Source organism: Stenotrophomonas sp. YJH_SMC_14-1, from assembly GCF_059372275.1.
The window spans coordinates 68421-90090 of record NZ_JCAFVK010000005.1 but is presented as its reverse complement, the minus strand read 5'-3'; the positions used below and the strand labels follow the sequence as shown (position 1 = coordinate 90090).

The 21670-nt window shown below is 66.3% G+C and carries 14 protein-coding genes and 1 pseudogene; 10 read left to right on the top strand and 5 right to left on the bottom strand.

Annotation, left to right across the window (positions count from 1 at the left end):
* Positions 1-84: 84 nt before the first annotated feature.
* Together AC5P9P_RS13550 and AC5P9P_RS13545 are read right to left on the bottom strand one after the other, a co-directional pair.
* Positions 85-2793, bottom strand: coding sequence for a TonB-dependent receptor (locus AC5P9P_RS13550; protein ID WP_049402427.1), 2709 nt, complete (start codon positions 2791-2793; stop codon positions 85-87).
* Between the two features lie 143 nt (positions 2794-2936).
* The gene (locus AC5P9P_RS13545; RefSeq protein ID WP_495232861.1) at positions 2937-3956 is read right to left on the bottom strand and encodes a glucokinase family protein; all 1020 of its coding nucleotides are present in this window, start codon (positions 3954-3956) and stop codon (positions 2937-2939) included.
* 377 nt (positions 3957-4333) lie between these two features.
* On the opposite strand from AC5P9P_RS13545, the gene AC5P9P_RS13540 reads away from it, so the two are divergent.
* The 9 genes and pseudogenes from AC5P9P_RS13540 (at position 4334) to AC5P9P_RS13500 (ending at position 16148) form a co-directional block, all read left to right on the top strand.
* On the top strand, positions 4334-5623 hold the full coding sequence (locus AC5P9P_RS13540; RefSeq protein ID WP_005411046.1) for a sugar MFS transporter: 1290 nt from the start codon (positions 4334-4336) through the stop codon (positions 5621-5623).
* A 39-nt stretch (positions 5624-5662) separates the two neighbouring features.
* Positions 5663-6730, top strand: a complete 1068-nt coding sequence (locus tag AC5P9P_RS13535; RefSeq protein WP_005411045.1) for a LacI family DNA-binding transcriptional regulator — start codon at positions 5663-5665, stop codon at positions 6728-6730.
* A 7-nt stretch (positions 6731-6737) separates the two neighbouring features.
* Complete coding sequence (locus AC5P9P_RS13530; protein ID WP_005411044.1) at positions 6738-7766, top strand: SIS domain-containing protein; 1029 nt, start codon at positions 6738-6740, stop codon at positions 7764-7766.
* Entirely contained in the window at positions 7766-8914 is a 1149-nt protein-coding gene (nagA, locus tag AC5P9P_RS13525) for an N-acetylglucosamine-6-phosphate deacetylase (protein WP_495232860.1), read from the top strand. Before AC5P9P_RS13530 ends, nagA begins: the two co-directional genes overlap by 1 nt.
* Complete coding sequence (locus tag AC5P9P_RS13520) at positions 8914-9981, top strand: acyltransferase family protein (RefSeq protein WP_049402424.1); 1068 nt, start codon at positions 8914-8916, stop codon at positions 9979-9981. The genes nagA and AC5P9P_RS13520 overlap by 1 nt, the downstream gene beginning before the upstream one ends.
* A 299-nt stretch (positions 9982-10280) precedes the next feature.
* Positions 10281-13309 (top strand): annotated as a pseudogene (locus AC5P9P_RS13515) (autotransporter family protein).
* Between the two features lie 979 nt (positions 13310-14288).
* Positions 14289-15332, top strand: coding sequence for a S41 family peptidase (locus AC5P9P_RS13510; RefSeq protein WP_033835237.1), 1044 nt, complete (start codon positions 14289-14291; stop codon positions 15330-15332).
* On the top strand, positions 15329-15664 hold the full coding sequence (locus AC5P9P_RS13505; protein WP_033835236.1) for a hypothetical protein: 336 nt from the start codon (positions 15329-15331) through the stop codon (positions 15662-15664). Before AC5P9P_RS13510 ends, AC5P9P_RS13505 begins: the two co-directional genes overlap by 4 nt.
* Positions 15665-15713: 49 nt before the next feature.
* A complete protein-coding gene (locus AC5P9P_RS13500; protein WP_005411035.1) occupies positions 15714-16148 on the top strand; it encodes an SseB family protein in 435 nt (144 codons plus the stop codon).
* Positions 16149-16227: 79 nt separating this feature from the next.
* Here the strand turns inward: AC5P9P_RS13500 and AC5P9P_RS13495 are convergent, their stop codons facing one another.
* Together AC5P9P_RS13495 and AC5P9P_RS13490 are read right to left on the bottom strand one after the other, a co-directional pair.
* Complete coding sequence (locus AC5P9P_RS13495; RefSeq protein ID WP_033835235.1) at positions 16228-17448, bottom strand: multifunctional CCA addition/repair protein; 1221 nt, start codon at positions 17446-17448, stop codon at positions 16228-16230.
* Positions 17449-17652: 204 nt separating this feature from the next.
* Complete coding sequence (locus tag AC5P9P_RS13490; protein WP_049432109.1) at positions 17653-19638, bottom strand: transglycosylase SLT domain-containing protein; 1986 nt, start codon at positions 19636-19638, stop codon at positions 17653-17655.
* 151 nt (positions 19639-19789) lie between these two features.
* On the opposite strand from AC5P9P_RS13490, the gene AC5P9P_RS13485 reads away from it, so the two are divergent.
* Positions 19790-20197: an ExbD/TolR family protein gene (locus AC5P9P_RS13485; protein WP_049402432.1), complete on the top strand. Its 408-nt coding sequence runs from the start codon at positions 19790-19792 to the stop codon at positions 20195-20197.
* A 56-nt stretch (positions 20198-20253) separates the two neighbouring features.
* Here AC5P9P_RS13485 and AC5P9P_RS13480 read toward each other — a convergent pair whose 3' ends face one another.
* A complete protein-coding gene (locus tag AC5P9P_RS13480; protein WP_141097836.1) occupies positions 20254-21141 on the bottom strand; it encodes a hypothetical protein in 888 nt (295 codons plus the stop codon).
* Positions 21142-21670: the final 529 nt, after the last annotated feature.

Genomic DNA, 21670 nt, shown 5'->3' with positions numbered 1-21670 from the left:
GAACGCTATACATGAAAAACGCCGGGCCCGGAATGACCCAGGCCCGGCGTGCGTGCACGACTCGGCGATGTTGCCGCCGCTGGATCAGTACTTGAAGCGGAAGTTGAGGTAGTACTGGCGACCGTTGCTGTAGAACGAGGTCGGGATGGCCGCGGTCTGGTAGTACTTGTAGGTCGGGTTGTTGAGGTTGAGCGCATCGAAGCTGATGCTCAGCCAGTCGGTGGCCTTGTAGCTCAGCGACGCCGACAGGGTGCCGAAGTCATCCTGGTAGTACGGGTTGGCGCCGGACAGGCCGATCAGGAACGACGAACGGCGGGTGTAGCTGACGCGTGCACCGAAGGTATCGTTTTCGAAGTAGGCACCGACGTTGTAGGTGTTCTTCGAAGTACCCAGCAGGTTGTCGCTGCCATCGGCCCAGGTGTGGTCGGTGCTGCCATCGGCGTAGGTGTAGTTGGCATTGACACCGAAATACTCGCCGATCGGCTGCTCATAGGCCACTTCGATACCGCGCACCTTGCCGTCGGCATTGCGCGGGCGGGAGATGTTGTATTCCTCGAGACGGTTGGTCAGCTCGCTGAACAGCATTTCCTTCTCGGTGCTGAAGGCGACGTAGTCCTTCAGGCGCATCGAGTAGGCACCGATCGACAACATGCCGCGCGGCATGAAGTACCACTCCAGGTTGGCGTCGAAGTTGGTCGACACCACCGGCTTCAACTTCGGATTGCCGCCACCGCCGGTCCGGTTCAGGTCCGAACCGTACGACGAGGCACCCAGTGCCGAGAAGTCCGGCAGGGTCTGGGTCTGCGAGGCGGCCACGCGCAGCACCAGGTCGTCACGCAGGTCGTACTTGAAGTTGGCGCTCGGCAGCACACGGTTGTGCTTGTTCTCGAAAGCTTCGCGGGTCCACGCGCCGAACAGGCTGCTAACGTCCGGCACGGTCGAGCCGGTGGCGGCGGCGTAGGTATCGATATCCTGCTTGATGTTGACGTAGCGCAGGCCGACATTGCCGCTCCAGCGGTCGCCGCTGAAGTTGCCCTGTACGTAGGCAGCGAAGTTCTTCTCGGACACCGTCCACTCGGCGCCGTAGTTGTGACGGCCGGTCGGGCCGTCATTGCCGGACAGCCAGGTGGAGTTGTTGGTCACTGCTTCCTTCAGTGCGCCCGGGGTGAAGTACCACAGGTCACGCGGGAAGCTGCCACCGATGCCGTTGGCGAAGCCACCGGGGAAGTTGGCGGTGGCGCCGTTCTTCAGCGCATTCCAGATCGCGCCCGGGGTTGCGCCTTCCGGCGACTTGGCCTCGCGCTTGTGGTCGCCGAAGCGGGCGCCGAAATCAATCGAGTTCAGTACGCCAGCGTCGGCGAAGTACTGGTTGAAATCGAGCGTGGCCCACTTTTCCTTGTCGATCGCGGTGACCTGCTGGTTGCCCCAGGTGCCGAAGTCGGTCACGCCGCTCGGGCCGATGTTGCCACCGACGTTCCAGTCGATCGGCGAGCCGTTGCCGTGGGTTGCCCAGGTGGCGCCACCACCACGGGCCAGGTTGACTTCGGCGATGTACTGGCGCGGCGTTTCGCCGGTGCCCTTGGTGCTGCCAGCCTGGAACTTCATGCCCAGGTTGTCGCTGATCTGCCAATCGGCATCGAAGGTGATGTAGTTGGTCTTGGCCTTCGACTCGCGGTAGATCATGTCGTACACCGCGTAGTCGCGGTCGGCCTGGCCGGCGAAGGTGGCGTTGGACAGCACGCCATCCTTGATGACGTAACCCGGATTCGGGGCCTGGCCCGGAATCAGGATCTTGTTGCCATTGGCATCTTCAACGGTGCGGTCGTTGAGGATGCGGCCACCCCACAGCATGAAGTTGCGGTTGTAGTTGTTCGCCTTCAGTTCCGAGCTGAAGCCTTCCAGGCCCAGGGTCAGGTTGTCCATCGGCTTGAACTGCAGCGACACCAGGCCGCCCTTGCGCTCGCGGGTCTGTTCGAACAGGGTCGAGCCAAGCAGGCCCGGCGCGTATACGCCGGCCAGGTCCGGGTTGGACTTGGCCACGGTGCCATTCGGATCGATCTGGAAGAAGCCGCCCGGGATTTCCTGCGCTTCGCGGCGCAGCTCGCGCTTCTGGCTGAAGGCCTGCACCATCACGCCGAAGTTGCCTTCGTCGTTCTTGAAGTTGAACAGTGCCGACAGCTGCGGGTCGTTGGACTTGGCCTGGTCCGAACGCACCATGCCGATGGAGCCTTCCGCAGTGAGCTGCTTGGAGAATTCCAGCGGCTTGCGGGTGAGGATGTTGACGGTACCGGTGGTGCCGCCGTCCTGCAGCTTGGCCTGCGAGGACTTGTTCACTTCCACCGAGCGCACCAGTTCCGACGGCAGCAACGAGTAGCTGACGCTGCGGCCGACGTTGTTGCCCTGGCTGAGCACGAACCAGTCGGCGGTGCCGACGGTGTGGCCGTTGATCAGCGTCTGGGTCAGGCTCGGGCTGGTACCACGCAGGCTGACACGGTCGGCTTCGTCGAAGCCGCCTTCGTCGGCGCTGGACGAGCTGATGTTCACGCCCGGCAGGCGCTGCAGGGTGTCGGCGACGTTGTGCGCGGGCAGCTTGCCCACGTCTTCGGCGGTGACCACTTCCACGCGCGCATTGGCTTCGCGCTTGGTGTCCAGCGATTTTTCCATCGACCCACGGATGCCGGTGACCTGCACGGTATCCAGGTCGGTGGCGGTCTGGGCGGCCTGCTGCGCATGTGCACTGAAGGCGATGCAGCTGACGATGGCGGCCGAAAGCAGGGTCTTGCGGGTGTTCATGATGTCTCTCCTCATCACTCGATTGGATGCCGGCGGCGGTGTTCGATTACGGTTGCGATGACATGCGCGGGGCGGCGGCGAAGTCCCGTGCGTTGGCGTGCCACGTACTGCGTGCTGCGATTGCGTTGAAGCCTGTTGCGGTGTCAGGCGGCCGACTGCTGCTGCAGGTACCAGCTGGCAGCGCCGACCACGCCCAGCTGGCCGTGCTCGACCACCTTCACCGGGATGCGTGCCAGCGCTTCGCCCATCGGCCCCTTCTGCAGGTAGCGTTCGACGAAGGTGCTGGCGTGCAGGTACTCGCGGATCTGCGGCAGGATGCCGCCGGCCAGGTAGACGCCACCGTGGGCGCCGTAGAACAGCGCCATGTCGCCGATGGTGCTGCCGAGCAGGCCGCAGAACACATCCAGCGCCTGGCGCGCATGTGCATCGCTGTCGGCCATGGCCGCAGCGGTGACCGCGTCGGGGCTGGCCAGGGTCGGCACCTGGCCCTGCAGCGTGCATACCGCGCGGTACAGGTTCATCAGGCCCGGGCCGGAGATCGCATGTTCGATCGACACGTGCGCGCGGTCGCGCTGCATGTGGCGGACGATGGCCATTTCCAGTTCGGTGCTGGCGGCCAGGGTCGGCTGGCCGGCTTCGGTCGGGAGCACCACCGGGCCGTGCGCGGTGGGGATCCACAGTGCGGCGCCGAGGCCGGTACCGGGGCCGACCACCAGGGTCGGGCCGCGGGCGGCGGTTTCCGGTCCGCACAGGTGCAGCACGCCACTGGCGTCAACCTGCGCGGCGGCATAGGCCACGGCTTCGAAGTCGTTGACGATGAAGACCCGCTGCAGGCCGACGTCGGCTTCCACCTGGCGCGCCGACAGCGGCCACGGCAGGTTGGCGGTGATCACCGTGCCGTCCTCGCGGGCGTAGCCGGCACTGGCGACCACGCAGTGCGTGGGCCGCGGGCCTTCGCCGAGGAAGTCGGACAGGATCGCGCTGAGGCCTGCATGGTCGGCGTTGCGGTACTTGCGGTACTCCAGCACCTGCACCGGATGGGCGGCATCACCGCTGGCCTGGACCCGGGCCACGCGCACATGGGTGCCACCGACGTCGGCGGCCAGGAACGAGGGCGCGATTCGGGACAGGACATGGGCCGGGGCGGGGTGGCTGGCGGTCACGCGGGCTCCTGCTGCAGGTGGGGCCGTCCCCAAGGTTCGAGGGCGGCGATTGGGGCGGAGTCTGTAACCGCGCTGACAACGATGTCAACGAGTTCGTGACACTTTCGTTGCTGCGTCGCAACGAATGCGGCGTGCAGTAAACGTTTACATCGCGTGAGCATGGGTTTCACGTTGGAACCGTTGCTGCACGGGACTCAAGGGCTGCGGCGCATTCAGCACGATCCGCTGCTATCGGGTTGCGCAGTGCAGCATGAGGCTCACGCGGCCTCGCGGGGAAGTTGACAAACCGCGGTTGTCCATCGAAAGAATGTGACAACGTTGTTCCCAGCCACTCTCCGACGCCGCGTTCTGCGGCCGTCGCCGCAGGAGCCCTCCTGATGTCCGCCGTCTCCGCTGCAAGCGTGCGCCCGAACGTGGCCACCTCCATCGCCATCGTCGGCGTGCTGTTCTTCCTGATCGGCTTCTTCACCTGGCTCAACGGCCCGCTGATCACCTTCGTCAAGCTCGCCTTCGAACTCAGCGAGGTCGGCGCCTTCCTGGTGCTGATGGTGTTCTACCTGTCCTACTTCTTCCTGGCCCTGCCGTCATCGTGGATCCTGCGCCGCACCGGCATGAAGAAGGGCCTGAGCCTGAGCCTGCTGGTGATGGCCGGGGGCGCCGCGCTGTTCGGCGAATTCGCCACCCAGCGCTGGTATCCGGGCGCGCTCGGCGGCCTGTTCGTGATCGGCAGCGGCCTGGCCCTGCTGCAGACCGCGATCAACCCCTACATCTCCATCCTTGGGCCCATCGAGACGGCGGCACGCCGCATCGCGTTGATGGGCATCTGCAACAAGATCGCCGGCATGCTCGCGCCGGTGCTGATCGGTACCGTGGTGCTGCATGGCATCGGTGATCTGTCGGCCACGGTGGCCGCTGCCGATGAAGCGACCAAGGCGCAGCTGCTCAACGAATTCGCCGCCAAGATCCATGTGCCGTACCTGGCCATGGCCGGCCTGCTGGTGCTGCTGGCGGTGGCCGTGCTGTTCTCGCCGCTGCCGGAAATCAAGTCGTCCGAAGCCAATGCCACGCCGGTTGCGGCCGGTGCCGCCGAGCGTCGCAGCATCTTCCAGTTCCCGCATCTGTGGCTGGGCGTGCTGTGCCTGTTCGTCTACGTGGGCGTGGAGGTGATGGCCGGCGATGCCATCGGTACCTACGGCCACGGCTTCGACCTGCCGCTGGACCAGACCAAGATGTTCACCTCGCTTACCCTGGGCGCAATGCTGGTCGGTTACGTGGTCGGCCTGCTGCTGATCCCCAAGGTTGTCTCGCAGTCGCGCTACCTGACCATTTCGGCGGTGCTGGGCGTGGTGTTCTGCCTTGGCGCCTGGGCCACCCACGGCTATGTGTCGGTAGCCTTCGTGGCCCTGCTGGGCTTTGCCAACGCCATGATGTGGCCGGCCATCTTCCCGCTGGCGATCCGTGGCCTGGGCCGCTTCACCGAAACCGGCTCGGCCCTGCTGGTGATGGGCATCGCCGGTGGCGCGATCATTCCGCAGCTGTTCGCCGTGCTCAAGCAGCACATCGACTTCCAGCTGGTGTTCGTGCTGCTGATGGTGCCGTGCTACCTGTACATCCTGTTCTATTCGGTGATCGGGCATCGCGCCGGCCTGCCGCAGGACAAGGCCTGATCGGCGATGATGGACGGCAGCCAACCCCAGGGAAAACCCATGCGCAGAGCGACCATCAAGGACGTTGCGGAGAAAGCCAAGGTCTCGCTGAAGACGGTCTCGCGCGTGATCAACAACGAGCCCTCGGTGATGCAGGCCACCCGCGCGCGAGTGCTGCGTGCCATCGCCGAGCTCGACTACGAACCCGATCCGTCCGCGCGCAACCTGCGCAGCGGCACCACCTTCGTGATCGGGCTGGTCTACGACAACCCGAACCCATACCACATCATCGGCGTGCAGAACGGCGTGCTCGCCGCCTGCCGCGAGACCGGGTTCGGGCTGCAGATCCATCCCTGCGATTCCAGCTCGCCGCTGCTGGCCGATGAACTGGCCGACTGGGTGCAGCGTTCGCGCCTGGCCGGGCTGGTGCTGACCGCACCGATGTCCGAGCGCCGCGACCTGATCCAGGCGCTGACCGCGCGCGGCATCAAGCTGGTGCGCATCATCGCCGCCACCGAAGACCCGGCCGATGGCGCATGTGTGTTCGTGGACGACCGCGAGGCCGCCTACGAGATCACCGAGCACCTGATCCAGCTGGGCCACCAGCGCATCGGCTTCCTCTGGGGCGGCAGCTCGCACCGCTCCTCTGGCGAACGCTATGCCGGTTACGAAGCCGCGCTGAAGGACTACGGCATGACCGTGGACAAGCATCTGGTGGTGCAGGGCGACTACACCTTCGACGATGGTTTCCGCGGCGCGCGCCGCCTGCTGGCGCTGCGCGAGCCGCCCACCGCCATCTTCGGTTCCAACGATGAAATCGCCGCCGGGGTACTGGCAGCCGCCAAGTCGGCCGGCATGAACGTGCCGTACGACCTGTCCATCGCCGGTTTCGAGGACAGCCCGTTCTCGCGCCAGTCGTGGCCGCCGCTGACCACGGCCAAGCAGGCCACCGAAGACATCGCCCGCCACGCCGCGCGCCTGCTGATCGCGCAGCTGCGCAGCGATGCCTACGACGACGCGCCGGCGCCGCTGCACAACCAGGGCTTCGTGCCGCAGCTGGTGGTGCGTGGTTCGACCGCGCCGATGCGCCCCGCCGGCGCACGCCCCCTTCCTTCCGATCCTGCCTGAGCCTGCCATGTCGCTGTCAGACCCCACGTCCACCCTGATGTTCGCCGAGGCCGCTGAAGCGGCCGACGTGGTCGCGCGCCAGTTCTCGCGCAACCACGCCACCATGGAAACCCTCGCCGCCAGCCTGCGTGCCGCACCGCCGCCGTTCGTGGTCACCTGTGCACGCGGCAGCTCCGACCACGCCGCCACCTATGGCAAGTATCTGCTGGAAACCCAGCTGGGCCTGGTGGTCGCGTCGGCCTCGCCATCGGTGGGGTCGGTCTACGCCGCACCATTGCAGCTGCGTGGCGCACTGTTCATCGTCATCTCGCAGTCGGGCAAGAGCCCGGACCTGCTGCGCAACGCCGAGGCCGCCAAGGCGGCCGGTGCGCGCGTGATCGCGCTGGTCAACGTCGAGGATTCACCGCTGGCGCAGCTGGCCGACACGGTCATTCCGCTGCACGCGGGTGCCGAAAAGAGCGTGGCGGCGACCAAGAGTTACCTGGCGTCGCTGGCCGCGCTGCTGCAGCTGGCCGCGTACTGGAAGCAGGACAGCAGCCTGCGTGCGGCGCTGGACCTGCTGCCCGACGCGCTGCGTGAGGCGTGGCAGTGCGACTGGAGCGCGGTGACCGAGGGCCTGGTCGAGGCGACCAACCTGTTCGTGCTCGGCCGTGGCCTGGGCCTGGGGGCGGCGCAGGAAGCGGCGCTGAAGTTCAAGGAAACCTGCAGCCTGCATGCCGAAGCCTACAGCTCGGCTGAAGTGAAGCATGGCCCGATGGCGCTGGTCGACCGCGGCTTCCCGGTGCTGGCCTTTGCCCAGCCGGATGAAACCGGCGCCGGCACCCGTGCCGTCGTCGAAGAATTCACCGCGCGTGGCGCACAGGTATGGATGGCCGGTGCTGGCGGCAACCTGCCGGTGGCTGCTGCGCCGCACCCGCTGTGCGCACCGCTGCTGACCGTGCAGAGCTTCTACCGCGCGATCAATGCGCTGGCGCTGCGTCGTGGCTTCAACCCGGACCTGCCGCCGCACCTGAACAAGGTGACGGAGACCGTGTAATGGCGACCGTCCTGCGCAATGCCCGGATCCTGGCGGGCGACGACTTCCGCGATGATCTGGCGCTGGTGATCGAGAACGGTCGCATCAGCGCGCTGTTGCCCGATGCCGCACCGCAGCTCGGCCATGCCGCCGAGCAGGTGGACCTGGGTGGCGGCTGGCTGCTGCCCGGCTTCATCGATGTGCAGGTCAATGGTGGCGGTGGTGCGCTGTTCAACAACACGCCGGACGTGGCGGCACTGCGCACCATCGCGCAGGCGCACCGCCGTTTCGGCACCACGGCTATGCTGCCGACACTGATCAGTGATGACGTGGCAGTGATGCGCGAAGCGATCGCTGCGATGCGCGAGGCGATCACGCAGGGTGTACCAGGCGTGATCGGCATCCACCTGGAAGGCCCGTACATCGCACCGGCGCGCAAGGGCACGCACGATGCCAGCAAGTTCCGCGTGCCGGACGAAGAAGAAATCGCGCTGGCGGCATCGCTGGACAACGGTGTGACCGTGCTGACGCTGGCGCCGGAGCGCGTGCCGCTGGAGACCATCCGTGCGCTGGTCGAGCGTGGCGTGATCGTTGCTGCCGGGCACACCGCAGGTACCTATGAAGCGATCCGTGCCGGCTTGGATGCCGGCGTGCGTGGCTTCACCCACCTGTACAACGCGATGTCGCCGCTGCAGGGGCGTGAGCCCGGTGCGGTGGGTGCTGCGCTGGAAGACCGTGACAGCTGGATCGGCATCATTGTCGATGGCGTGCATGTGCATCCGGCTAGCCTGCGCGTAGCGTTGGCGGCCAAGCCGCGCGGTCGCCTGCTGCTGGTGACCGATGCGATGCCGCCGGTTGGCGCCGACGATCCCAGTTACGTGCTGTATGGCGAAACCATCACCGCCATCGACGGCGTGGTGCGCAATGCTGCCGGTTCGCTGGCCGGCTCGGCGCTGGACATGGCCACTGCGGTGCGCAACACCGTGCAGCTGCTCGGTCAGCCGCTGGCCGAAGCCGCACGCATGGCCTCGACTTACCCGGCGCAGTTCCTCAACGTCGACGACCGCCTGGGCCATATCGCCGAGGGTTACCAGGCCGACCTGGTGCTGCTGGATGATGCCCTGCAGGTGCGGGGCACCTGGATTGCCGGGCAGTACGAGGCCGCCTGATGAACAGTTCGCCGCCACGCCGGCTGGGCTCGATCGATGCCCTGCGCGGCATCACCGTGGCGGCGATGCTGCTGGTCAACAATCCGGGCGACTGGAGTGCGGTGTTCGCGCCGCTGCGTCACTCGGAATGGCATGGCTGCACGCCCACCGACCTGGTGTTCCCGTTCTTCCTGTTCCTGGTGGGCGTGTCAATGGCCTTCAGCGTGGCACCGCGCGCGCAGGATGCGGCGGCGCGACCCGCGTTGGCGCGCGGCGTGCTGGAGCGCGCGCTGCGCATCCTGGTGGCCGGTGCGCTGCTGCACCTGCTGATCTGGTGGGCACTGGATACGCGTCACTTCCGCATCTGGGGCGTGCTGCAACGCATCGCGGTGTGTGCGGGGTTGGTGGGCGTACTGGCGGTCTACGCGCGACCACGCGTGCAGGTGGGCGCTTTGATCGCGCTGCTGGTGGGATACACCGTGTTGCTGCTGGGCAGCGGCGACCTGGCGCCGTGGACCAACCCGGCCAGCCGCCTGGATACCGCGCTGTTCGCACCGTGGATCTACCAGTGGCATGCCGATACCGGACTGGGCCATGACCCGGAAGGATTGCTGAGCACGCTGGGGGCGCTGGCCAGTACCGTGCTCGGCCTGCTTGCCGGTGGCCTGCTGCGCAACGGGCGTTCGGCGGCATTGGCAGGGCTGGGCGTGGCGACCGCTGTGCTGGGCCTGCTGCTGGCCGTGGTTCTGCCGTTGAACAAGCAGCTGTGGACGCCCAGCTACGTGCTGTGGACCGGCGGCCTGGCCGCGCTGGCGCTGTGGCTGGGCCACGTGCTGATCGACCAGAAGGGTTGGCCGGCACTCGGCCGGCGCTTCGGGGTCAATGCGATCACCGCGTACCTGGGGGCATCGGTGATGTCGGTGGTGCTGATGGCCACCGGGATCTGGGGGTGGATCTGGCAGCAGCTGGCCACCGCGATGCCGCAGGCGCTGGAGCTGGCGTCGATGCTGCAGGCGCTGGTGTTCGTCGCACTGTGGTGGGGCGTGGCGTGGTGGCTGGATAAGCGGAAGATCTACCTGAAGATCTGACCCCATCCGCCAACGGCATCCAGGCATGACGTAGATTTACCAGGTGCCATGAGCGAATCGATTGGCAATGCAGGATCAGTAGATCCACGCCATGCATGGATGCTTTGCGCGTGATTCCGGATGCCGGAAAAAATGAACGATTTCAGCCACATCACATCGGCGTGAGGGCTGGGCGATTTCACATCTGAACTGTGATTTCCCGCACGCAAGTTCACCTATCGAAATGGTTCACCACACGGCAGACTGCAAGCGCCGTGCCGCACATACGCAGTTCCTGATTGCCCGCCCAGGAGTGCCCCATGTACCGTGCCGTTCCGCGTGCGTTCCGTCCGCGCCGCCTTGCTGTTTCCGTGTTGCAGGCCCTCGCCGTTCCCTCCCTGCTTCTGACGACCGCCAGCGTTGCCTGGGCCGGCTGCAACAGCCCGGCACCGACTGCCGGCCAGACGGTCACCTGTGATACCAACGCGCCGAATCCGCAGACCACTCCCGTTACCGCAAATGGTGCGGCCGGCATCACCGTCAATGTCGCCGCCGGTGCACAGCTGCAGCAGAGTGGTGGTGGATCGGCCATCGCGCTGGTCGGCGCCGGTGGTCACCTGCTGTCAAACCAGGGCGCGATCAGTTCGGTCGGCGGTGTAACCGTGCAGCTTGGGGTGGCAGCCGCGTCGACAACACCGGCAGCATCAGCACCGGCAACAACACCGCCCTGCAGTTCGTCGGTGCGGGCGACAGCGTGCTGGTCAATCGAGGAGCGATCAGCGGGCGCACCGGCGTACAGTTCGATGCGGGCAATGATCGCCTCGAGATGCAGAGCGGCAGCATCACCGGCGGCGTCCTGCAGGGCGATGGCAATGATGTGCTGCTGCTCAGCGATGGCACGATCGACAGCGTCGACCAGGGCGGCGGCGATGACCAGATGACCGTCACCGGCGGCGCCGTCACCGGCGTGGTGGCGCAGGGCAGTGGCCGCGATGATTTCATCATGAGTGGCGGCACCATCGGCGCGCTGCAGCAGGGCGACAACATCGATACCTTCCGCATGAGCGGTGGCCGCATCATCGGCGCGTTCGAGGATGGCGACCAGGCCTGGATGACCGCTGGCCGCATCGGCCGCGTCAACATGAAGCTGGACAAGAACCTGTGGGACCAGTCTGGCGGTACGGTTGACGGCAACGTGGTGACCGGCTTCGACACCGATACCATCATCATCTCGGGCACGGCCTACATCGGCGGCAACATCAGTGTCAGTGGCGGCAACGACAGCGTGACCATCACCGACGGCACCGTGCGCGGGCAGGTGCTGCTCAGTACCGGCAGCGACACCTTCAACTGGAGTGGCGGTGGCATCGTCTACGGCGCGATCGACATGGGGCCGGACAACGATGTGGCCAACCTCAGCAGCCTCAACCAGGGCAACCTCGGTGCGGTGCCGCTGTTCGACGGCGGCAGTGGCATCGACCAGCTCAACTTCAACAACGTCAAGACCACGGGCGTGGGCCGCTTCCAGAACTGGGAGGCGATCAGCCTGGCCAACAGCACCGAGCTGACCTTTGATGGCGATCTGGTGCTGGGCGACAGCGGAACCGGCACCGGCACGCTCACGGTGGATGACACCAGCACCGTCTACGCGGGCAGTGGCAGCCATGCCGTCCGTCCGTTCAACAGTGGTGCACTGGTGGAGATGGTCAATGCCGGGCGCATCGACCTGACCGGTACTGGCGCCGGCGACGTGTTCACCGTGCGTGGCAACTACCGCGGTGACGGTGGTGGTCTGTACCTGCGCACCGTTCTGGGGGCGGATAATTCAACCAGCGACCGCCCGGTGATCGATGGTGGTGCCGTCACCGGCACGACCGGCATCGGCGTGCTCAATGCCGGCGGCAGCGGCGCTGCCACGTTGGCCGATGGCATCCTGGTGGTGCAGGCCTTGAATGGTGGCCGCACCGCGCCGGGCGCGTTTTCGCTGTTCGCGCCGGTGGCGGCCGGCGCCTACGAGTACTTCCTGTTCAAGGGGGGTGTCAGTGCCGGTACCAGCGAGAACTGGTACCTGCGCTCGACCCTGGTGGCCGGCCCGGCACCAGCGCCAAACGGAAGCGGTATCAATGGCGTGCCGCCGCCGCCGACGCCACCCGTCGCACCACCGCCACCGATCACCCCGGCACCGCCGCCGCCGCCCGAAGGCGCCCCCGATCCAGACCTGACAGCCGGCGAGACCGCACCACCGCCGCCGCCACCGGAACCGGCGCCTGTGGCGCCGCCCAGTGATCCAGCGGTACCGGACGTGCCGGTGGCCGGCGGTGCGCTGCCCGGAACCGGTGCGCCGCCGACGCCGGGCGCACGCCCCGCCGAAGGCGCGGTGGTGCCGCTGTACCGCGTGGAGACTGCTGCCTATGCCGTGGTGCCGCCGCTGCTGCGCGAGACCTCGCTGGCCAGCCTGGGTACCTTCCACGAGCGGCAGGGCGAGCAGCGCCTGCTGTACAGCCAGGGTGCGTTCCGCACCGCCTGGGGCCGTCTGGTGGGCCAGAGCAGCGAGATCCACTGGAAGGGCGATTCGCAGCCCGGCTTCGATGGCGATGTGATGGGCCTGCAGGCCGGCCTCGACGTGTGGGCTGCTGCTTCTGACAACCACCGCAACCAGATCGGCGTGTTCGTCGGCCGCACCCGCGCGCAAGGCAAGACCACCGGCCTGGCACTGGGCTGGGAGAACGTGCAGGTAGGCCAGAACCGCCTGGACGACAAGCACGTGGGCCTGTACTGGACCTTCACCGGCAGCAGTGGCGGCTACATCGACGCCGTGGCGATGCAGAGCCGCTACGACGGCCGCGTACGTTCCTCGCGCGGGCTCGGCTTCGGGATCAAGGGTGATGGCACCAGCGTGTCGGTGGAGGCGGGCAAACCGCTGCTGCACTTCGGTCAGTCCGCATGGTGGCTGGAACCGCAGGTGCAGGTGATCTGGCAACGCACCTCGCTGGACGACCGCCGCGATGAGGTGTCGAGCGTACGCTTCGACAACGACAACGCCTGGACCGGCCGCGTCGGCCTGCGCCTTGCCGGCGACTATCAGCTGGCCGACAACGGCTGGCAGCCGTACTTCAAGCTCAACTACTGGCATGGCTGTTCCGGCGAAGACCGCGCCGGCTTCGACAACGACACGATCATCAATTCGCAGCGCTCGCGTACACTGGAGGCCGGCGTCGGTGTGGTCGGGCGCTTCAACCGCACCATCAGTGCGTACGCGGTGGCCGACTACACCCGTGAACTGGGTGGCGACCGCAACGAGAAGCGCCGCATCATCGAAGGCAACATCGGCCTGCGCGCGTACTGGTAGCGCGCGGTACGGGTGTCATGACCCGCTCTGGTAGGTGCCGACCTTGGTCGACACAGGGCCAATCGACGCCATGATCCGCTCTGGTGGGTGCCGACCTTGGTCGGCACGATGCTTTCCACTGCCATGACCTGCTCTGGTAGGTGCCGACCTTGGTCGGCACGAATCCCACCGATGCCATGACCTCCGCGCAGCCGAGCAACGGCTCGGCTCTACAGCAGCGGTGCGCACGCACTGCGCCTGCGCATCGTCCGTCTCGCGCGCCGACTGTGCAGCCAGCAGTACCCCGCCGCACGCAGACAACGCCGCCAGGCAACGCGTCGCCTCGGCCAGTTCCCGACCGCGCCCCTCGCTGAGCTGCCGTTCGCGCCAGACCTGACCATCGGCGGCGTGGCTTTGCGCGATGCCGTACAACCGGGCGAAGAAGGCCGGCGGCGGAGCGTGTTCATGGGCTTCTGTGAGCGCATCTTCCAACGCCTCGGCTACGGCATTGGAGAGCTGCAGGCCGGGCATGCGGCACCGAGCAGTACATGCAGGCGTGGATAGGTGGGGTGGAGCGTGGTCATGGCAGCAACCTCACAAGGCTGGGCCACCTGCAGGGATGCAAGGTGGCGGGCGGTGCGGGTTGGCGTGCCGGTGAAGCTACCCAAAGGAAACGAAGCCGGCGGATCGGAAGGATCCCCACGCACCGCCCACCGCAGAACGACGGACGGTGCAGTATTCGAGACCACGACATGGTCGCAAGCCCGACTTCAGGTAGCTTCATTCAGGACGCCAATCCCGACCAGCGCAGGAGGCGCCGACGGGGCCACCTTGGCGCGTTGTGCTTGGCGATGACATGGGCAAAGTTGCAATCTACTGATCGCGTGCAAGCCGTCTTGCTGCAACCCGCGACCGGGCCAGATACGACAGTTCGCGCATGGCGAAAGTGATCATGCCCCGGTTATGCTGCGCGCCTGACTCAACGACAAGGAAACGTCGCATGCAGGTTCGCAAGGGAGTGCGTCGCATCGGCGCGCTGATGCTCGTGTTGCTGGCGACCGGCGCCATGGCCGATACGCCAGGCGCGGTCGAGGTGCCCTCGCCGGTGGCCCAGGCCGAGATCCTCAATCTGCTTGAACGCCAGGCGCTGTATCGCGATCGGGTGGACTGGGCCGCCACCCGCGTACGCCTGCAATCGGCGCAGGGCGACCCCGCGCAACGGCTGGCCGTTCTGCGCGAAGCCATTGCGGTCAGCACGGGCAATCATGGCGGATGGACGACGACCCAGCGCCAGAGCGAATCCCTTGCGCGCGCGCAGCAGGCCGGCGCCGCCGCCGTGGACCGGGCCAAGGCGGCCGATGCGGTGGATATGCGCATCGGCTGGGTGGTCATCGAGGGCTATGCCTCCACGCCGGGCGCGACGCCGCAGGAAAAATTCCGCCAGGACATCCAGCGTGCCGCGCGGTGGCAGCAGGTCATCCGCAGCAAGGACGACGGCGCGCGCTGTGGCTGGATCGTCGACCTGCGTGACAACAGCGGTGGCAACATGTGGCCGATGCTGCTGGGCATGGCACCGCTGCTGCGCACCTCGGTAGTGAACAACGAAGATGTGGGGTCGTTCGAAACCGCACAGGGGCCTGAGCGCTGGACGTTGACCGCGACCGCCGTGCAGCGTGCAGGCAAGTCGGTGCTGGACTTCGGCCAGTCCGGCTATGTGCTGCGGCAGCCCGGCGCGCCGGTGGCGGTGCTGTTCGGGCCGCGCACCGGCAGTTCGGGCGAGGCCTCGGTGCTGGCGTGGCGAGGTCGTCCGCAGACGCGGAGTTTCGGTCAGCCCACTGCGGGTGTCTCCACTGGCAATGTCGTGCAGACGCTTGCCGATGGCAGTCGCCTGCTGCTGACCACCACCGTGATGCGCGACCGCAATGATCGTGGTGATGGCTTGAAGATCGAGCCCGACCAGCGTATCGAGGGTGATGCCGCCACTTTGGCCGCCGCCCAAGCCTGGCTGCTGGCCCAACCCGCCTGCCAGGCCGCTGATCCATGATCCTGATCGGCCAGCAGGAGCGGGTGGTGGTGGTCGGCCCAACCGAAGCCCACCATTGCCTGCGCTGCCAGACGGAAACCGAGTTCGCGCCCCGGCTGCGCTACAGGATGGCGTGCATCGACCTGCTGTTCGGTTTCACCTACCAGCGCCGCTACGAGCTGGCCTGCACCCGGTGCGGGCACGGCTGGGTGCTGGATACCGAGACCATGGACCAGCAGCTGGGCGGGGTGCCGATCCCGTGGCGGCACCGCTTCGGCCTGCCGTTGATGCTGGTCGGCGTGGCCGGGCTGGCCGCGCTGGGCTGGCTGTGGCGGCACGGATTCCTCGGTTGAGGAGCGGGCCTGTTAAAGTCTGCCCTGCAACCACGTACCGGAACCGACCATGGACCACGACACCCCGTTCGAACCCCTCAACGACCTCGAGGTGCGCCTTCTGCAGGCCCAGGACGGCACGCTGACCGCATCGCAGTTCCTCGATGGCCTGCTGACCTCGACGGCGTTCGTGCTGCTGGACAAGGCCATCGGCGAAGACGGTGCCTGGGACGAGAGCATCTCGCCGCTGGTGCTGACCAGCGAGAGCGGCGAGCCGATGTTCGCGGTGTTCACCGCGCCCGAGCGCGCGGGCCTGTGGCACGAGCAGCTGCCGCAGTTCGCGCATGCCATGCCGATCGCGGTGCACGCGCTGCTGGCCGGGATCGGCGACGGCGTCGGCCTGGTGCTGAACCCCGGCCTGGACGTGGGCATGGAGATGATTCCCGATGCCGTGGCCCAGCTGAAGCAGCGCGCCGCGGCGATCACCCGCGGGATGGCGCATTGAAGCCAGCGATATAGGGTTGCCGGCCAGCGGCCGGCACTACCCATGGGAGTCGGTGCGCGGCCGCCACGGCGGTTGCGGATCAGCGGGCGGCGGCGATGGCTTTTACGCGCGCCTTGGCCAACGCTTCACCGATGGCCGGGCCCTTCAGATGGGTGGTATCCAGGTCCCGCGCCTGTACTGACAGTGCCGCCTGGTGCAGGCGCTTGAGCGTTTCGCCCTGCGGGTAGTCGGCGTCCTCGAAGCCGAGCCGGCCGCGTTTGTCGGCCTCGCAGCACAGTGCGATGCGGGCCACGCGCTCCGGCCGGCGCAGCGCATCACAGCGGCCCAGCAGTTCCAGCACGGTGGCATCGCGCAGTTCATCGATGCGGTGCACGTTCAAATGCTCGCGGCACACCGCTTCAGCCAGCTGCTGGTGTTCGGCAGGAATCTTCAACCGCGCGCACAGTGCCTTCAGGGGTTTGATACCGCGCTGTTCGTGCATGATGTGGCGCGGCCACTCCGCCGGCGGGGTCAGGCCCTTGCCGAGATCGTGGGTAAGCGCGGCAAAGCCGACCAGGTCATCGCCGGGGGCCAGCTTCGCCGCCATGTCGCTGACCATTTCCTGGTGGATGCCGGTATCGACTTCCGGGTGGAATTCGGCACGCTGCGGCACGCCATACAGCGCTTCCAGCTCGGGCAGGATCGGGCCCAGTGCATGTGCATCGTGCAGCGTGCGCAGGAAGGCGGAGGGCCGCTCACTGACCAGCGCCTTGCGCAGTTCCTGCCAGACGCGTTCCGGCACCAGCGCGTCCAGTTCGCCACTGGCGGCGATCTCGCGCATCAGATCCATCGTTTCCGGCGCAACGGTGAAGCCCAGCGGGGCGAAGCGCGCCATGAAGCGCGCCGCGCGCAGCACGCGCAACGGATCTTCCACGAACGCAGGGCCGACATGGCGCAGCACGCGCTGCTCGATATCACGCACGCCGCCGTAAGGATCGACCAGCGCCCCGCTGTCTTCGTCGCAGGCAATCGCATTGATGGTGAAGTCGCGGCGCTGCAGGTCTTCTTCCAGCGTCACTCCCGGGTCGGCATCGACCACAAATCCGCGATAGCCGCGGCCGGATTTGCGTTCGGTGCGCGCCAGTGCGTACTCCTCACCGGTCTTTGGATGCAGGAATACCGGGAAATCGCGGCCGACCGCGGTGTAGCCCTGCGCTTCCATCTGCGCGGGCGTGGCGCCAACAACCACCCAGTCGTGGTCGCCGGCGGGGCGCTGCAGCAGGCGGTCACGTACGGCGCCGCCGACAAGATAGATCTTCATGGCTGGAATCATCGCATGCCCGGCGCAGATGCACCGGTAGTGCCGGCCGCTGGCCGGCAACGGCAGTCACCCCGAAGCTGCCGGCCAGCGGACGGCACTACCGATACAGCGGCCAGCCTGATCCAGGCCAGCAGGCTCATCGTTTCACTCCTGGGCGTGGATACCGGGGAATGCCGGCCAGCGGCCGGCACTACCGCAGTGCGATCAATCCCCGCCCTGCTCGGCGTTGGCGGCGCAGCTGAAGTTCTTGCGCTTGTCCACCAGGCGGCCCATCAGGCGGTCGCTCAGCGGCAGCGCATCACCATTGAGGCGCCAGTCGTAGATCACGCTGAAGGCCAGCACGCGCGCCACGTACTCGCGGGTTTCCTTGTAGCTGATGGTCTCGATCCACAGGTCCGGGTCAAAGCCCGGGCGCTGGCTCTGCCAGCGCGCGGTCGGGGTCGGGCCGGCGTTGTAGGCGGCGATGGTCACGTACGGCAGGCCGTCGTACTTGTTCATCAGCTGGCGCAGGTAGGCGGTGCCGATGGCGATGTTGGTGTCCGGGTCGTAGAGGCTGTCGGCGCCGCCGTAGCCGGTCAGGCCGATCGACTTGGCCACACCGGCACCGGTGGCCGGCAGCACCTGCATCAGGCCCATGGCGTTTGCAGGCGAGCGCGCACGCGGGGTGAACGTGCTCTCGGCGCGGATTTCCGCCGCCACCCAGGCCGGATCGATCGCGTTGCGTGCCGATTCGCGGCGGATGGTGGCGTCGTGGTGCAGCGGGAAGCGCAGGTCGTACAGGCGCTGTTCCTGCGGCTGCTTGCCGAGCGCGAACACGGCGCGGTCGAACCAGCCGTTGTCCTGCGCGACGCGTACCGCGAGGCGGCGCTGGGTATCATCGAAGCGCGACAGCGCGCTGTTCCATTCGGCCACAGCCCAGCCGGTGCGGTCGATCTGGTACAGCGCCATCGCGCGCTGGATGGCCGGGTCGCGCGCGATCACCGCCTGTGCCTGCGCGCTGTCGTTCGGCTTCCAGGGGCACAGGGTATAGCCCTGCTGCAGCTTGTCGGCAGCCAGGAAACCGTGGAAGGTCGGTGCGCGCGCCGCATCGCGGAACAACGGCTGCGCCTGCTGGGCCTGGCCGGTCTTCTCCAGCATGCGGCCTTCGAAGTAGCGCCAGCGCGGGTCGCTGCGCTGCTTGCTGGCCATCTTGCGGATCGCGGTCAGTGCCGCCGGCCAGTCACCGCGCGACATCGCCTCGCGCACGCGCCATTCGTGCAGGCGTTCGTCATACGCCGATTCCGGCACTGCGTTGAGGCGGCGTGCCGAATCGGGCAGGTAGGAAGCCACCGTCCACAGCGCGATCTGGTACAGCACCTGGCCCTGCTGCTCGGCACTCAGGCCGAGCGCCTGGGCGTACTGCGGCAACTGCTGTTCGGTGGCGGCCGGGTCGGCCTTGGCCAGCTTGGCCAGGCCGTCGGTGGCGATGCGCCGGCTGCGCTCGTTGCGCGGCCAGTTCAACGCGCTGGCATTGGGCTTGTCGACGAAGGCGGCGTAATTGTTGGCCAGCGCCAGGTCGGTGGCAGGCAGGCCACGTGCGGCGCTGCGCATCACGGCCGGCTGCTGGGCGTCGGCGGCGGCATCGATGCGTTCCCAGCGCAATGCGTCACTCAGTCCGCCCTGTGCCTGCAGCACGGCGAAAACGGCGTCACAGCCGTCTGGCAGCGACTTGCCGTTCTTGCGCCACAGGTCCTGCGCCTCGCTGATCCACTGCGGATCGACCTTGCCGGTCACCTGGCGCGCGGTCAGCTGCGCGCAGCGCAGGCCTGCGTTGTCGGTGGGCGCCCAGTTGGCGAGCAGGGTGGGCCAGTCCTGGCGGCGTGCGACCGAGGGCAACCACACGCTGCGGAACGTGTTGGCCACGGCCTGGCCGTCATAGCGCTTGAGGAAGGCCTGCGCCTGCGCGGTATCGACGGTGTCGATGTTGCGGCGCAGGTTGGCGTACTCCAGCCAGCCGTAAGCCGGATGGCGGCTGAGTGCGGCGGCCTGGCCGGGATCGAACTGGCCGCGTTCGGCGGCAGCGATCGCGGCCTTCAGCTGCGCGTTCTGGGCGTCGAGGGACTGGGCATTGGCGCAGCCGATCAGCAGCGTGGTGGCCAAGGGCAGCAGGGACAGGGTGGTCGAGGAGCGTCGGGTCATGGCGCCCAGCATAGCGGGGGCTGGCTGAATTCAGTTTCGCATTGTGTGCACGCCGGGCGTTGGCAACGACAGCTGAATGAACCCGTACAGGCCACTGCCGCAGGTGACGGAAGGCGACGTACTGTCGGCCTTGGGCGAACGGCCCGGCTGCACGGAGCGGCACATGGCGTTCAGTAGCGCAGGAAGAAGCGGCCCGCTGGCGGACATCAATGTCACGCCACTGGTGGATGTGATGCTGGTGCTGTTGATCATCTTCATCGTGACCGCGCCGATCGTGGCCCGGCCGATTGCCGTGCAGCTGCCACAGGCCACCGATCGCACGATCGATCGCCCCGAACCGCCACCGCCGATCGAGCTGAGCCTGGACGCTGGCAACCAGCTCAGCTGGAATGGCCAGCCGATGGCCATCGGCGATCTGCAGGCGCGCCTGCAGGCACAGGTGGGCGAACATGCCGGCAACCTGCCGGAGCTGCGCATCGCCACCGATCCGGCGGCCGAGTACGAAGGCATGGCGCGGATATTGGCTGCGGCCGAAGCCACTGGCATGGAGCGCATCGCTTTCGTGCGGTAGGGCTATCTAAACCGCCGCTCATGGGGGGATTGCGACATGAGCGGCGGATGTGGGTGTCAGTATTGCTGGCAGTAGACTGTGCGACCATCCCAACTGCACGAGATGCGGCTGCTGCTTCCGCGCTGGACGGGGACTCCATACATCTGTGCGGATCTGACCCAGTTGTCCAGGTCGCCATGCTGGCCGAAATAGTATTGTCCGGCGTACGAAGGGGCGGAGATCGGGTCGGCGATGGATTCGTCAGGAACCTTGTTGCCTGTGCTGTCGCGACTTTCGCCCTTCTGATACTTCGCTTCGGCAACGTTGTCCGGTGTTACTCGATAAAGCGTCTTCGATCCGTCACGCCATGTGATCATTATTGTTATGGATCCGCCACCTTTGAGGCCTGCCCAGTTCAGGGCCGCTTGTTGAATCGAGAGCGCAATGCTGTTCCAGGTTGGGCTTCCCGTATTGGCTCCTGCCAGTTCTGTGGCTAGATACTGGCCAAGTCGGGTTCGCAGTGTGGCTGAGGCGACGATGTCAAAGGTATTGGAGGACTTGTAAGACTCGGGGAACCTCACTCCATTGGAGTTTCCAGGATTGTCTGGATGCAGCACGACCACTGATCCGCCTCCTGCCATCGCGTGGGCCCCTTCAGGTGGCCCTCGAAAGGCTGACGTCGCATCCAGAATCCGTAGGAAAGCCATTTGAATCTGTGCGGGAACCGGTGTCGAAAGGGCGCGCCACTTTCTGATCTCGCGATCATATTCAACTTCGAAGGCGCTCAGTCGGGCTTTTTCGAAGTCCATTACAACCGCCAACCCGGAGCCTGACATCAGGGCTGCATCTTTGGGAGAGGCACAGTTGTTGCATTCAATCAGGCCCCCCGCTCTCGATTCGCTTGCAGGGAACAGAAGCAATGCCGTGACAATCGCGACATGGATCATGACGGTGATTGTTTTCACAATTGAGCCTCATGAGAATGACTGGGGCTCTCAGTCTCACCTTGGTTGGCCTCGGAAATTCGTTTGACGGGCAGTTTTCAAACTATTCCTAAATGTTGTCTGAATTTGCTTCGTAGATTAAAGTTAGTCGATGCATGTGGCTCTGTCATCGAGATGGCAGGAGCCGAAAGAGCAGCCATTGAGTGCCTCACGTTCGCACGGTGATCCCGGCGATCTGCAGTCCGTCATTGCAGGAGCTCCTCCATACGGGTTACTCACCATCTTGGTATGAGTTCCAGCTCGAAAGCGATCTGATCGACACCGTCGACCGACGGCAACGGCGATCATCATGCTGCCGATGGCGCAGGCGCATTGTCGTTGGACGGATCGGCAAGAGCACTTGCCCAATTGCGGAAAAGCCGGGAAACCGCTGTCGTACCCGGCATCAACGACGCGCGGCGAACAGTATCGTCCGGTCTTCATGTGTAGCGATGTGACGCAAATGACCGTCATTTGCGTCAATTCCGCGTGAAATAGTGTCGATCATCAC